The following is a 13,034-nucleotide window of genomic DNA, read 5'->3' as shown; positions in this document are numbered from 1 at the left end:
TGTTGCTGGTCGCGACCGACCACGACAAGGTGGATTATGCGACGCTCGCAAAAAACGCCTCGCTGATTGTCGACACGCGCAACGTCTTCAACCGGCTTGGCCTCTCGGCCGATCACGTCATCAAGGCGTGACGGAAACAGCCGAAAGCGACTTGCCGGTGATCTGGCTGGCGGCCACCGCATAACCGCCGGCGGCGCCATCGATTCTGCGTCTGCGGGCTCCGGCTTGTCGGGAACGGCGCCGACATCTTTGGGGCGCCGTTGCTCGGGCTTTACGTTTTGATCATTCGTCGACATTGTCAGTCTCCTTTCCAGCAAGAAGTCACGGCCATCGACATGGTTCCGACGATGGGATGGAGGATTACCGATGCTTGACAGGTTTCTATCGCAGGGGCCTCAGGATGCGCGCTTCACCATTCTGCTGGCGCATGGCGCCGGCGCGCCGATGGATTCGGCATCGATGACATCGGCGGCGGAGGCGCTCGCCACGGTCGGTTTCCGTGTGGCCCGTTTTGAATTCGCCTATATGGCGGCGCGGCGTACGGCGGAGGGCCGCAAGCCGCCGCCGCGGGCCGAAACGCTCAATCCCGAATATGAGGCGGCGATTGCCGCGCTCGGTGCCGATGGCCCGCTGATCATCGGCGGCAAATCGATGGGCGGCCGGGTCGCCAGCATGATCGCCGACGATCTCTATCGCAGCGGAAATATCGCTGGCCTGCTCTGCCTCGGCTATCCCTTCCATCCGCCTGGCCAGCCGACGAAACTGCGCACCGCCCACCTCAAGGGGCTGACAACGCCCGCGCTGATCTGCCAGGGAACGCGCGACGAATTCGGCACGCGGGACGAGGTGCCGGGTTACGATCTCTCAGCCAGGATCGAAATCCTCTGGCTCGAGGACGGCGACCACGACCTCAAGCCGCGCAAGACAATCTCCGGCTTCTCCGCTGCCGATCACCTCGCTGCGATGGCGAAGACGGCAAGGGCCTGGGCGGAACGCCTCTAGCTTGCAAGCTTCCTGACATCGATGCGACGGTCGGTGGGGGAGACGGTGATTTCGAAGTGGTCTGCCTGCACCACATCGCGAATGTTGCGCGGCCGGTGCGCGGCGATGTTCACCCCGCCTCTCAGCCGGACGCTGTCATAGAGAATGCCGGCGCCGCCGCTCGAACGCACCTGCTCACCCAAAATCTGCGACACCGCATAGCTCGCGCCGTCATAGACGTCGGGCCGCAGCCTCTGTTCGCCGCGAATGTCGAGATAGTCGCCGATCAGGATGGCCGAATAGCTTCGATAGGTGCGCGCCATCGTCGCCACTCCGCGCGCGACAGCCTCGCGCCGGAGATGATGGCCGACCTCGGCGGCGGCTGTCTTCAGATTGTCGGCGGCATACCAGGCGCCGAGATCGGGGCCGTTGAAGCGCATGCCGCCGGGGGCGACATGCAGGAAGGCGGCCATGACGATGCTGGCATTCGCAGTGCCGTAAACCCATTCATCCCTGGGCAGCCGCTGGATGCGGTCGGCGACAAGACGGTCGTTGGTCCAGCCGACGAGTTCCATCACGGCTTCGAGGTCGGCCGCCCGCGTCACCGTGTCGAAAAGCCCGATCGGCGGAAATTGCGATGGGATCAGCCGGCAGGAGGGACGCGGCGCCTCGGCAAAACGGTCACTCACCGGAAGACGATGTCCGCATCTTCGTAAGGCGTGAAGGCCTCGTCGAGCTTGTTCGGCTGCATATAGACGCCGCCGCGGGCGCCATCGAGAAAGCGGCGCACGGTCATCAACCCGTCCTGGGTTCCGTTGGTGACGATATCGAGCGGTGGATAGCCGCCGAAAACCGGCGCCTGATGCGGCATGCGCAGCCAGGCGACGCCGGCGCGTTCGTCGGCAAACAGCACGCCGAGCGCCTGATGGATGCCGAGCACGGCTGAAATGCGGGTCAGCGTATCGACATCGAGCGTGAAGGCTCCGTGCTCGCGCGCCTGCTTGGCCCAGTTGTGATAGGTCGACCGGGAGGGATAGCCGAGCACAAGCAGCCGCTGCTCTTCGCTCAGCCCCCAGAGATCGGCGATCGCCAGGAAGGTTCGTAGCGCAGGGGCGCTCAACCTCTTGCGGCTTGCCGGAGCAAACCGCTCTGTGTCCAGTCGCTGTGGCCCCAGGCTTTCCCGTTGCTCCCTGCGTCGTGCATGCTGCATAACAGCCTCCAGTCTCGACTTAGACATAGTCCAAATCTGGGCATACATCAACCAGATTTCAAGAGGTTGCCATTCCGATTGCCGGTTCGGGCGTCACCATAAACCAGGCAGTAGCCGGTAGCGGACCTTGCGGCGGTATTCGGCATAACCCGGCAGGTCTCTTACCAGATGCTTCTCCTCGTCGAGCAGCCGCGCGACGAGTCCGCCTAAGGCAGGAGGGATGGCAAGCAAGCCCCAATACGAGCCGAGCGACAGCGGTATGCCAATGAAGAGCACAAGCGCCGCCGCATACATCGGATGACGCATGATGCTGTAGAGCCCGCTCGAAATGACCCGCTGATCCCTGCGGATCTCGACCGTCGCCGAGGCGAAGTTGTTCTGCCGCAGGACCAGGAAGCAGCCGTAAAAGCCTGCTGCGACCAGGATGTTGCCGAAAATCACAACCGACGCCGGAACGGCCGAGCCGCCGAACCGATAATCTAGCGCCGAGCCGATGAAGAGCGCAATCAGCACGATGCCGTTGAAAAGCTGAATACGCTTCTGTGCCGGCTCCCGCTCCGCGGCCGGCCCGACATGCAGCCGCTGTTCCAGCAAGGCTCGGTCATATTTCAGGAAATAGGCTGTCGTCGAAACGATCCAGGCGGAAAAATTGAGAAAGAACAGCCAGCCCTGCCAATAGGACAGCGAACCTGCAGCGACGAAGATCATCACCGCGAGCACGGCGACGAATTTCACCGTCGCCTCGGTCGCCCGCCTGCCGAGATTCTTCTTTTGACCCTCCATCGGCCCACCTCCATTATATCAGGAAACCTCTCCTGCCGCCTCGCGGATCGTCTGCATCAGGATCGATTGCGGCGCCGACGGCACGGCATCGGCGCGCATCGTCAAGCCGACCGGGCCTCTGGTCTCGCCGGTATCGACCGGCAGCAGCGCCAGCCGCCCGTCGGCGACGTCATCGGCCACCACGCCGTTGGAAATGATCCAGATCGCATCGCTCGAGCGCAGGAAAGCCCGGCCGAAGGAATCCGACACCGTCTCGATCTGGTTCGGCAGGCTGGAGACGCCGTTGGCGATGAGGAAGTTTTCGACCACCGGCCGGATGATCGAACCCCGCGTCGGCATCAGCACCGTGTAATCACCGAAACCTGAGAAGGGCGATTGCCCGGCGTCGAGCAGCGGATGACCGGCGCGCACGGCAAACACCACCTGCTCGGAATAAAGATGCTCGAAGGAAAAACCCGCCATCTTCTCCGCACCCGCCAGACGTCCGACGACCATGTCGAGATCGCCGACGCGAAGCTGCTCCAGCAGCACGGCATTCTCGCCGGTGACGATCTTCACCCGGCTCCAGGTCTGTTCTTTGAGAAAGAGCTCCATCGCCCGCGGCATGATGCGCGACGACACCGTCGGCAGGGCGCCGATGCGGATCGGTGGCGCATCGGCAAACTGCTCCTGCGAGACGGAATCGAGACCCTGGCGCAGCGCCGTCAGCGCCGCCCCGGCGTGGCGCAGAAAGACCTCGCCGTACCGGGTGATCTTGATGCCGCGGCCGTCGCGCTCGAAGACGTCGACGCCCAGCGCCTGCTCCAGCTCGCGGATCGTCTTCGTCACCGCCGGCTGGCTGACGTGCAGCAACTCAGCCGCCTTCATGACACTCTTCTGCCGCGCCACCTCGACAAAGGTCTGCAAATGGCGAAACTTGACGCGACTGTCGATCATCGCTCGCATAACTCCTGGGTTATCGAAAGGCTGATAAATATCATTTTACTTAACCGGATCAACCGGTCAGTTTTGCTGTCGGAGTATTTCTGATTGGATGGGCGAGTTTGGCGAGAAGCCTAACCGTACTCTGTCATCCTCGGCCCTGAGCCGAGGATCCTTGCCGCGGCGGCTGGTGGATGCCGCGTGGATGCTCGGGTCAAGCCCGAGGATGACGGAGGGTGGAGAGACGGACAGAGCCATTCGCGGCGTTTGACGCCCGTGTCGGAAACGCGCTTGCCGGCGGAACTGACCTGATGAAGATGGCAGTGACGTGCAATTTGTGAGGGGCGCCTCCCCCACTCTCTGTCATCCTCGGGCTTGACCCGAGGATCCATGCCGCGGCTGCCGGTGGGTGCCGCGTGGATGCTCGGGTCAAGCCCTAGCATGACGGAGAATGGAGGGACGGACAGAGCCATCGCGGCGTTGTCGCGCTCCCGCCAGCGGAACCAAACAATGCCGGCCCCTCGGCTGAGCCAACTTGATGAGGACATGACGTGCAGTTCGCCAGCATAAACGACGTGACGATCCACTATCAGGTCATCGGCGCGCCCGCCGACCGGCCGGTGATCGTCTTCATCAACTCGCTCGGAACGGATTTCCGCATCTGGCGCGACGTCGTGGTGCGGCTTGCCGGCGACTTCGCCATCGTGCTTTACGACAAGCGCGGCCACGGCCTTTCCGATGTCGGCCAGCTGCCCGCATCGATCGAGGACCATGCCACCGATCTCGCCGGCCTGCTCGATCTGCTCTCGGTCAAGAATGCGGTCATCTGCGGGCTCTCCGTCGGCGGTCTTATCGCCCAGTCGCTCTATCAGCGCCGGCCGGATCTCGTCGGCGCGCTCATTCTCAGCGACACCGCCCCTAAGATCGGCACGGCGGAAAGCTGGAACGCCCGCATCGCCGCGGTCGAGAAAAACGGCATCGCCAGCATTGTCGACGCCATCATGCAGCGCTGGTTCACGCCTGCCTTCCGCCGGCCCGAGAACACCGCCTATTCAGGCTATTGCAACATGCTGACGCGCCAGCCGGTCGAGGGTTATATCGCCACCTGCGAAGCGATCCGCGATGCCGATTTCACCGGAGCGGCCAAGAGGATCGCTGTCCCGACAATCTGCATCGTCGGCGACCAGGACGGCTCGACGCCGCCCGATCTCGTGCTTTCCACAGCGAAGCTCATCCCGGGCGCCCATTACGAGGTCATCCCGGATTGCGCCCACATCCCCTGTGTCGAGCAGCCGGAGGCGCTGACGGCGATCATCCGCACCTTCCTGACATCTCTTCCTGCTGGAGGAACCAACCGATGAACGAGACCGCCTCCGAACGCTACCGGCAGGGCATGGCGACCCGCCGCGCCGTGCTCGGCGACGCCCATGTCGACCGTGCTGCGGCCGCGGCAACCGAGTTCGACCGGCCCTTCCAGGAACTGATTACCGAAGCCGCCTGGGGCCATGTCTGGTCGCGCCCGGGGCTAAGCAAACGCGAGCGCTCGATCGTCACCATCGCGCTGCTCGCGGCACTCGGGCAGGACGACGAGGTCGCCATGCATGTGCGCGCCACCGCCAACACAGGTGCGACCCGCGAGGATGTCTGCGAGGCGCTCCTGCATGTGGCGATCTATGCCGGCGTTCCCGCCGCCAATCATGCGATCAAGATCGCCAAGCAGGCCTTTGAACAAATGGACGCCGAAAAGGCGGCCTGAGGGAGGAAAATGTCCGAATTACCGAACCGCAAGCCGGAGACCGGCGCCTTCTTCGCCCGCGACCGCGCCTGGCACGCGCCGGCTCTGACCCCCGGCTACAAAACCTCTGTGCTGCGGGCGCCGCAGCGCGCGCTGCTCTCGCTCGACGGCACGATCTCGGAGACGACAGGCCCGGTCTTCGGCCATTCGATGATCGGCGATCTCGACAACGACCTGATCCTGAATTATGCGCAGCCCGGCGAAAGCGCCATCGGCGAGCGCATCATCGTCCATGGCCGGGTGCTGGACGAGCGGGCAAAACCGGTTGCCGGCGCGCTGGTCGAATTCTGGCAGGCCAATGCCGGCGGCCGCTATCGCCACAAGAAGGAAAGCTATCTCGCGGCGATCGACCCGAATTTCGGCGGCTGCGGCCGCGCAATCACCGATGAGGAAGGCCGCTATCATTTCCGCACGGTGCGGCCCGGCGCCTATCCCTGGCCGAACGGCGTCAACGACTGGCGCCCGGCCCATATCCATTTCTCGATTTTCGGCCATGGCTTTGCCCAGCGGCTGATCACCCAGATGTATTTCGAGGGCGACCCGATGATCTGGAAATGTCCGATCGTCGGCACCATCCCCGACAAGGCGGCGATCGAACAGCTGATCGCGCCGCTCGACTGGGGCAACACCATCCCGATGGATTCACGCGCCTATAAATTCGACATCGTGCTGCGCGGCCGCCGCTCGACGATGTTCGAAAACAGGCTGGAGGGCAACTGATCATGCAGCAACTCGGCTACCTCAAGGAAACCCCGTCGCAGACGGCCGGCCCCTATGTCCATATCGGCCTGACGCCGAATTTCTGCGACATAACGGGCGTCTACGACAGTGATCTCGGCACCCGGATGGTCAACGACAAGACGCTCGGCGAACGCATCACCGTTACCGGCCGCATCCTCGACGGCGCCGGCGCGCTGGTGCGTGATGCCGTCGTCGAGATCTGGCAGGCAGACAGCGCGGGCCTCTACAACAGCCCCTCGGAAATGCGCGGCGCCGCCGATCCCAATTTCACCGGCTGGGGCCGCTGCCCGACCCGCAGTGAAGACGGCGTCTACAGCTTCGACACCATCAAACCCGGCCGTGTCCCCTTCAAGGACGGCCGCAGTCAAGCCCCGCACATCACCGTCTGGATCGTCGCCCGCGGCATCAATATCGGCCTGCACACGCGCATGTATTTCCCGGAGGAGACGGAGGCCAATGCCGCCGACCCGCTGCTTGCCCGCATCGAACATCGCGAGCGTGTCGCCACCATGATCGCCACCCGCGACGGCGCCACCTGCCAATTCGACATCCATCTGCAGGGTGCCAACGAGACGGTGTTTTTGGATATTTGAAGGGGCTTGGCCAGCGGCCTGTACGAAGAGCCTTGTGCCCGTAGCCCCCTCACCCTACCCTCTCCCCGAGGGGAGAGGGGATGTGCCAGACGAGATGACATGCCGATAGGCGCCGACACCGCCCCAAATCCCTTCTCCCCTCGGGGTCCGAAGGACGGGTCGAGACCGGCGGCTCGACCCCGGCGGCAGCCGGATGAGGGGCCACGACCACAAACGAGCAATCCATGACCGCATCGCCCTTCGACCACCCCTTTCTCTCCGGCCTGCTCGGCGACGATGAAATCGCGCCCTATTTCTCCGCCGAGGCCGATATCCGCGCCATGCTCTCCTTCGAGGCCGCGCTGGCGAGGGCGGAAGCCGCGCATGGCCTGATCCCAGCGGAAGCGGCAAGAAAGATTGCCGAAATCCGCGCCGGCTTTTCGCCCGATCTGCCCCGTCTGCGGGCAGCAACGGCACGGGACGGTGTTGTCGTTCCCGAGCTCATCAAGCAGTTGCGCGCCGCAGTCGGCGAGGAGGCGGCGAAAAACCTGCATCTCGGCGCCACCAGCCAGGATGTCATCGATACCAGCCTGATGATCCGGCTGAAGGCGGTGGTGTTCCTGTTCGCCGGCCGGCTTTCCGCCATCGTCGCAGGGCTCGATGGGCTCGACCGCCAGTTCGGCCGCAACCGGCTGATGGGCCATACCCGCATGCAGGCGGCGATCCCGATCACCGTCTCCGACCGTCTCACTGCGTGGCGCGCGCCGTTGGAGGCCTATCGCGACCGCCTCACCGAGCAGAGTTTTCCCGTTCAGTTCGGCGGCGCCGCCGGCACGCTCGACAAGCTCGGGCCGCAGGCCGCAACCGTTCGCGCCGCACTCGCCCAGGAACTCGGCCTGACCGACGCCAGGCAATGGCAGAGCGGCCGTCTGCCGATCGCCGATATCGCCGGCCTGTTTGCGTCGATCTCCGGCAGCCTCGGCAAGATCGGCCAGGATATCGCCCTGCTTGCCCAGGCAGGCCAAGAGATCGAAATCGCAGGCGGCGGCACCTCGTCGGCGATGGCCCACAAGCAGAACCCGGTCGCCGCCGAAACCCTGGTCGCGCTCGCCCGCTTCAACGCGACGGCGCTGTCGGGCATCCACCAGTCCCTCGTCCATGAACAGGAACGCTCCGGTGCTGCCTGGACGCTCGAATGGCTGCTGCTGCCGCAAATGACGATGGCAACGGCCGCTTCGCTGCGGCTGGCGGGGGAATTGACAGGGAATATCAAGCGGCTTGGAACTGCCTAAAGCCACGCGAAACGAGCATCAACCAAGCTTGGCGATGGCCCGCAGATTGTCGGCCGTCGTTGTCGGGAATTCGAAGAATTCGAGATAGGCCGGGATTTGTTCGAACAGCATATCCGTGCCGACCTGAAAGGCGCAGCCGCGCGCCCGGGCCGCCTCCAGGAACGGGGTGATCTCCTTGCTCATCACCACCTCGCCGACGAAGGTCGAGGGGGAGATGCGGTCGACGTCGATCGGCAGAGGGTCGCCCCGCCGCATTCCAAGCGGTGTTGCGTTGACGACGATGTCGAAGCCGGCCGGATCGAGTGAGCCGATCGTGACGTGGAGGTGGGGATAATGTGTCTTCAGCCGGTCGAGCAGCGCGGTGGCGGTCGTCTCGTTGGCGTCGAAGAGCGCGAGATGGGCGACACCCGCCTTCGCGAGGGATGCCGCGATCGCCGAGCCGACACCGCCGGCGCCAACGACCAGCGCATTTGCGCCTTCGACCTTTTTGCCCTTGCGCAGAACGCCCCGCACAAAGCCTTCGCCATCGAACATGTCGCCGATCAGCCTGCCCTTCGAATCGAGGCGCACCGCATTGCACGAGCCTGCGACGATGGCGTTGGTCGAGGTTTCGTCGAGCAGCGCCATCGTCGCGATCTTGTGCGGCATGGTGATCAGCGCGCCGTGAATATTGGAGAGCCGGAAGACAAGCTTCAGGAACGCCGGATAATCCTCCGGCATGCAGCCCATCGGCACGACGACCGCATCGATGCCGTTCTTCTCGAAATACGGATTGTAGATCAGAGGCGCCTTGAAGGACTCGGTGGGATAACCGAGGTGCGCGATGAGTTTGGTCGTCCCGGTGATCATGTGGCTAGACTTTCTCAGGATCGGCAGACGCGCCGGCGTCAGAGAGGTGGATCATCTGCCCCGAGCGCGCCGATCTCTTGATCGCTTCGACAACCCTGAGGGTGGCAAGGCCCTCCTGCCCGCTCACGAGCGGCGGGGCATCGCCGCGAATGACATCGCAGAAATGGCTGAGCTGACGGCAAAGCGGATCGGCGGCTTCGTAGGCGACGCGCTCCTCGGCAAGCGGCGCCAGCCAATCCGGCTCGGCCGTGCTCGTCCAAAGCGTCAGATCGGGAATGCCGAGCGATCCCTTCGTGCCGCCGATCTGGTAGCAATGTTTGGGATAGAGGGGAAATGCAGGATTCTCGCCGGTGGTCGCCTCCCAGCTCCAGGGTGCGGCCACCGCATCGCTGCCGGTCAGCGTGGCGAGAACGCCGTTTGCGAACCGCAACGAGACAACAGCCGTGTCCTCGACGGCGTGGTGGCGCACGGTGTGCGATTCCATCGCATGCACGGCCTCGACCTCGCCGAACAGAAATCGGAACAGGTCGACATCATGGATCAGGTTGACGAAGATCGGGCCGGCGCCGGCTTCCCGCCGCCAGGGGATGTCGAAATAGTTGTCGGGCTTGGCGACCCAGAAGGTGCCGTGCACCGTGACGATCCGGCCAAGCCTGCCGCCGTCGACGATCTGTTTGGCCGCCTGGATCATCGGGTTGTGGCGCCGGTGATGGCCGACGAGGAGCGGTATCCCTGCCCTCTCGCCGGCGGCAACGAGCGCTGCGGCAGCGTCGACGTCGTCGGCGATCGGCTTTTCGATGAGAACGGGAGTGCCGGCGGCGATAAGCTCCATGGCGTTCTCGACGTGAAGCTGGTTCGGCGTTGCCACGATGACGCCGTCGGGCCTGTCCTCGCCGGGAATGTCCTGGAAGGAGGCGTAGGATGGGATGCCGGCATTGCGGGCAAAGTCGCGGCCGGCCGCAGACGGATCGATCACGGCGGAGAGAATGGTTCCGGGCTCGGACATGACGCGCTCGGCATGGCGTCTGCCGATCAGGCCGGCCCCCATGACTGCAATCTTCAATGGCTTCATGATCGGCTCCGGAATTTGACGAGGTATCGGCCTTGAGACCGCTTATTTCCGCAGGATTTCGCCGAGAAACTTTCTGGTGCGCTCGTGCCGCGGGTTGGTGAAGAATTCGGCGGGCGGAGCTTCCTCGACGATCGCGCCGCTGGCCATGAAGATCACCCGATCGGCGACCTGGCGGGCAAAGCCCATCTCGTGGGTGACGCAGATCATCGTCATGCCCTCGTCGGCCAGCGCGATCATCGTATCCAGCACCTCCTTGACCATCTCCGGGTCAAGCGCCGAGGTCGGCTCGTCGAACAGCATCACTTTCGGCCGCATGCAGAGCGCCCGGGCGATGGCGACGCGCTGCTGCTGGCCGCCGGAAAGCTGGACTGGATATTTGTCGGCCTGTTCCAGGATCTTGACCCGCTCGAGCAGCCCGCGCGCCCGCTCCTCGGCCTCCGCCCTGCCGACACCGATCGCCTTCATCGGCGCCAGCATGCAGTTCTGCAGCACGGTCAGATGCGGAAACAGATTGAACTGCTGGAAGACCATGCCGACCTCACGGCGGATCGCATCGACAGTCTTGGCCTGATCGCTGAGAACGATGCCGCCAACCCGGATTTCGCCTTTCTGGTAGGTCTCGAGATGGTTGATGCAGCGAATGAGCGTCGATTTTCCGCTGCCGGAAGGCCCGCACAGGACGATCCTCTCGCCGCTGCGAACCGTCATGTTGATGTCGTGAAGGGCTTGAAACGAGCCGTACCACTTTTCCACCTGCGCCATGGTGATCATGGCTTCCGCGCGTTGGGGGGGAACGGGTCTGGTCATCGGTAGAACTCCAGGATTGGCGGCCAAGGCCGCATCGAAGAAAAAAGGCTGCGGATCAGCGCGCCGAAGCGGCGAATTTCCGCTCGAGGCGCGCGCCGAGGATCGTCAGCGGGCAGCACATCAGGAAGTACAGGATGCCGACGACGCCGAAGACCGTCAGCGGTTGGAAGATCTGGTTGGAGATGATGTTGCCGGCCCGGGTCAGCTCGGTGAAGCCGACGATCGAGGCAAGAGAGGTGCCTTTGATCAGCTGCACGAGGAAGCCGATCGTGGCCGGCAGCGAGATGCGCAGCGCCTGCGGCAGGATGACATCCCTCATGCGGGAGACGTAACGGAGGCTGAGCGCCTTTGCCGCTTCCGTCTGGCCGCGCGGAACCGCTTCGATCGATCCGCGCCAGATCTCGCCGAGATAGGCGCTGGCATGCAGCGTCAGCCCGATGGCGACGGCCACCCAGGCATCGAGCATCAGTCCGAGCAGGGCCAGGCCGTAATAGACCACGAAAAGCTGCATCAGAAGCGGCGTTCCCTGGAAGACGGCGATATAGCCGGCGGTCAGGCGTTCTAGAAGCGGGTTGCCCGAGACGCGGGCGAGAGCGACGCTGAGCCCGGCAATGCAGCCGCAGACGAAGCCGACGGCGGACAGGACCACGGTCCATTTCAGGCCGATCAGGAGGAAGACGAACTCATCGTGACCCATGGAATTCCTCCTACTTGACGGGATATTTGAAGTAGCGGGCCGAAAACGCCGCAAACAGGCGCATCATCACCCAGGAAATCACGAAATAGAAAAGCGTGACCGTGAAGTAGACCTCGAAGCTCCGGAAGCTCTCCGATTCGATGCGCTGGGAAACGGAGGTCAGCTCATAGGCCGAGATCGCCGATGCAATGCTGGTGGTCAGCGTCAACAGCACGAACTGGCTGGTCAGCGACGGATAGATCGCCCGCAGCGCCGGCTTGAGGATGATCAGCCGGAAGACCTGCGCCTTGTGCAGGCCAAGCGCCAGGCCGGCTTCCATCTGCCCCTTCGGGATCGACTGGACGCCGCCGCGAATGATCTCGATCGCGTAGGCGCCGCCGTTGATGCCGAGCGCGATGATCGCCGTCGGCGTCGGATCCAGCCGGATGCCGGCGAGCGGAAGCGCGAAATAGATGAAGAAGATCTGCACCAGGAACGGCGTGTTGCGGATCAGCTCGACGAAGGCGATGACCAGCCACCGCAAGGGTTTGAGTGCGGAGTCGCGCAGGGCAACGCCGCCGATCCCGATGACGATCGCCAGCAGCATCCCGCAAATGGCAAGCAGGAAGGTCCCGAGACAACCGAGCAGAAGGCTCGGCAGCCCATCGATGACAGGGGTGAAATCCAGCTTGTAATTCATGCTTTCGCTGCTCCCGCCATGTCGGCCATTGCTTCGATGGCAAGCTCATAACCGCGGGCGCCGAAACCGATCATGATGGCGGTGGCGACGCGCGAGATCAGCGAATTGTGGTAGATGCTTTCGCGCGCATGAACATTCGAGATGTGCAGCTCGATCTTCGGCGGATCGAACATCTTCAGCGCATCGAGAAGCGCGATCGAGGTGAAGGTATAACCGGCCGGGTTGATGATGATGCCGCAGGCCCCCTTGCGGGCCTGATGCACGCTTTCCACCAGCTCGCCCTCGAAATTGGTCTGGCGGAAGTCGACGGCAAAGCCGAGACTGTCGGCCTTCGCCAGGCACTTCTCCCTGATATCGGCCAGCGTCGTCGAGCCGTAGATGGCGGGCTCGCGCTCACCCAGCAGGTTGAGGTTCGGTCCGTTGAGCACAAAAATGGTTCTGGTCATGTCGCGCACCTCAGGGCCTTGGCATGGCGGTTGCGTTGACGGGCATGGCTGCCCGCCTTCATGGGTAAGGTTCGTCTGAAGAGAGCCGCCTGTCCCTCATCCGGCTGCCGCCACCTTCTCCCCGTAAACGGGGCGAAGGGACCAAGCCGCAATCTCTCCGTCCCTCACCAGCGTCTCGCGGGGCACGTC

The 13,034-nt window shown here is 63.8% G+C and carries 16 protein-coding genes; 6 read left to right on the top strand and 10 right to left on the bottom strand.

Going from position 1 to position 13,034, the window contains the following annotated elements; translation table 11 throughout:
• Nucleotides 1-366 precede the first annotated feature (366 nt).
• Nucleotides 367-1,002, top strand: coding sequence for an alpha/beta hydrolase family protein (locus tag AF337_RS14055; protein WP_049732525.1), 636 nt, complete (start codon nucleotides 367-369; stop codon nucleotides 1,000-1,002).
• Here the strand turns inward: AF337_RS14055 and AF337_RS14050 are convergent.
• The 4 genes from AF337_RS14050 to pcaQ form a co-directional block, all read right to left on the bottom strand.
• Nucleotides 999-1,670 (bottom strand): RES family NAD+ phosphorylase, encoded by a 672-nt coding sequence (locus AF337_RS14050; RefSeq protein WP_049732524.1) that lies wholly within the window; start codon nucleotides 1,668-1,670, stop codon nucleotides 999-1,001. The genes AF337_RS14055 and AF337_RS14050 overlap by 4 nt on opposite strands.
• Nucleotides 1,667-2,191, bottom strand: a complete 525-nt coding sequence (locus tag AF337_RS14045) for an MbcA/ParS/Xre antitoxin family protein (protein ID WP_049732523.1) — start codon at nucleotides 2,189-2,191, stop codon at nucleotides 1,667-1,669. The genes AF337_RS14050 and AF337_RS14045 overlap by 4 nt, the downstream gene beginning before the upstream one ends.
• Nucleotides 2,192-2,284: 93 nt before the next feature.
• Nucleotides 2,285-2,974 carry a methyltransferase family protein gene (locus AF337_RS14040; protein WP_049732522.1) on the bottom strand — a complete coding sequence of 230 codons (690 nt, stop codon included), beginning with the start codon at nucleotides 2,972-2,974 and terminating at the stop codon, nucleotides 2,285-2,287.
• 18 nt (nucleotides 2,975-2,992) lie between these two features.
• Entirely contained in the window at nucleotides 2,993-3,910 is a 918-nt protein-coding gene (gene pcaQ / locus AF337_RS14035; RefSeq protein WP_049732521.1) for a pca operon transcription factor PcaQ, read from the bottom strand.
• Nucleotides 3,911-4,446: 536 nt separating this feature from the next.
• Here pcaQ and pcaD point away from each other — a divergent pair.
• The 5 genes from pcaD to AF337_RS14010 all read left to right on the top strand — a co-directional run bounded on the left by pcaD (nucleotide 4,447) and on the right by AF337_RS14010 (nucleotide 8,295).
• Nucleotides 4,447-5,256 carry a 3-oxoadipate enol-lactonase gene (pcaD, locus tag AF337_RS14030; protein WP_049732520.1) on the top strand — a complete coding sequence of 270 codons (810 nt, stop codon included), beginning with the start codon at nucleotides 4,447-4,449 and terminating at the stop codon, nucleotides 5,254-5,256.
• Complete coding sequence (gene pcaC / locus AF337_RS14025) at nucleotides 5,253-5,651, top strand: 4-carboxymuconolactone decarboxylase (protein WP_049732519.1); 399 nt, start codon at nucleotides 5,253-5,255, stop codon at nucleotides 5,649-5,651. Before pcaD ends, pcaC begins: the two co-directional genes overlap by 4 nt.
• 9 nt (nucleotides 5,652-5,660) lie before the next feature.
• Nucleotides 5,661-6,410 (top strand): protocatechuate 3,4-dioxygenase subunit beta, encoded by a 750-nt coding sequence (gene pcaH, locus AF337_RS14020; RefSeq protein ID WP_049732518.1) that lies wholly within the window; start codon nucleotides 5,661-5,663, stop codon nucleotides 6,408-6,410.
• Between the two features lie 2 nt (nucleotides 6,411-6,412).
• The gene (pcaG, locus tag AF337_RS14015) at nucleotides 6,413-7,024 is read left to right on the top strand and encodes a protocatechuate 3,4-dioxygenase subunit alpha (RefSeq protein WP_049732517.1); all 612 of its coding nucleotides are present in this window, start codon (nucleotides 6,413-6,415) and stop codon (nucleotides 7,022-7,024) included.
• 224 nt (nucleotides 7,025-7,248) lie between these two features.
• Entirely contained in the window at nucleotides 7,249-8,295 is a 1,047-nt protein-coding gene (locus AF337_RS14010) for a 3-carboxy-cis,cis-muconate cycloisomerase (protein ID WP_049732516.1), read from the top strand.
• A gap of 18 nt (nucleotides 8,296-8,313) precedes the next feature.
• Here AF337_RS14010 and AF337_RS14005 read toward each other — a convergent pair whose 3' ends face one another.
• From AF337_RS14005 to AF337_RS13980, 6 genes are read right to left on the bottom strand one after another with little or no spacing between them, the layout of a single operon-like run.
• Nucleotides 8,314-9,144: a shikimate dehydrogenase family protein gene (locus AF337_RS14005; protein ID WP_049732515.1), complete on the bottom strand. Its 831-nt coding sequence runs from the start codon at nucleotides 9,142-9,144 to the stop codon at nucleotides 8,314-8,316.
• 4 nt (nucleotides 9,145-9,148) lie between these two features.
• Nucleotides 9,149-10,216 (bottom strand): Gfo/Idh/MocA family protein, encoded by a 1,068-nt coding sequence (locus tag AF337_RS14000; RefSeq protein WP_049732514.1) that lies wholly within the window; start codon nucleotides 10,214-10,216, stop codon nucleotides 9,149-9,151.
• 42 nt (nucleotides 10,217-10,258) lie between these two features.
• Complete coding sequence (locus AF337_RS13995) at nucleotides 10,259-11,023, bottom strand: amino acid ABC transporter ATP-binding protein (protein WP_049732513.1); 765 nt, start codon at nucleotides 11,021-11,023, stop codon at nucleotides 10,259-10,261.
• A 55-nt stretch (nucleotides 11,024-11,078) separates the two neighbouring features.
• The gene (locus AF337_RS13990; protein WP_049732512.1) at nucleotides 11,079-11,720 is read right to left on the bottom strand and encodes an amino acid ABC transporter permease; all 642 of its coding nucleotides are present in this window, start codon (nucleotides 11,718-11,720) and stop codon (nucleotides 11,079-11,081) included.
• A gap of 10 nt (nucleotides 11,721-11,730) precedes the next feature.
• Nucleotides 11,731-12,399, bottom strand: coding sequence for an amino acid ABC transporter permease (locus tag AF337_RS13985; protein WP_049732511.1), 669 nt, complete (start codon nucleotides 12,397-12,399; stop codon nucleotides 11,731-11,733).
• Nucleotides 12,396-12,845: a type II 3-dehydroquinate dehydratase gene (locus AF337_RS13980; RefSeq protein ID WP_049732510.1), complete on the bottom strand. Its 450-nt coding sequence runs from the start codon at nucleotides 12,843-12,845 to the stop codon at nucleotides 12,396-12,398. Before AF337_RS13980 ends, AF337_RS13985 begins: the two co-directional genes overlap by 4 nt.
• Nucleotides 12,846-13,034 lie beyond the last annotated feature (189 nt).

This window comes from Rhizobium ecuadorense (assembly GCF_001187535.1).
Taxonomy (GTDB): domain Bacteria; phylum Pseudomonadota; class Alphaproteobacteria; order Rhizobiales; family Rhizobiaceae; genus Rhizobium; species Rhizobium ecuadorense.
This window is presented reverse-complemented; position numbering and strand designations above follow the sequence as displayed.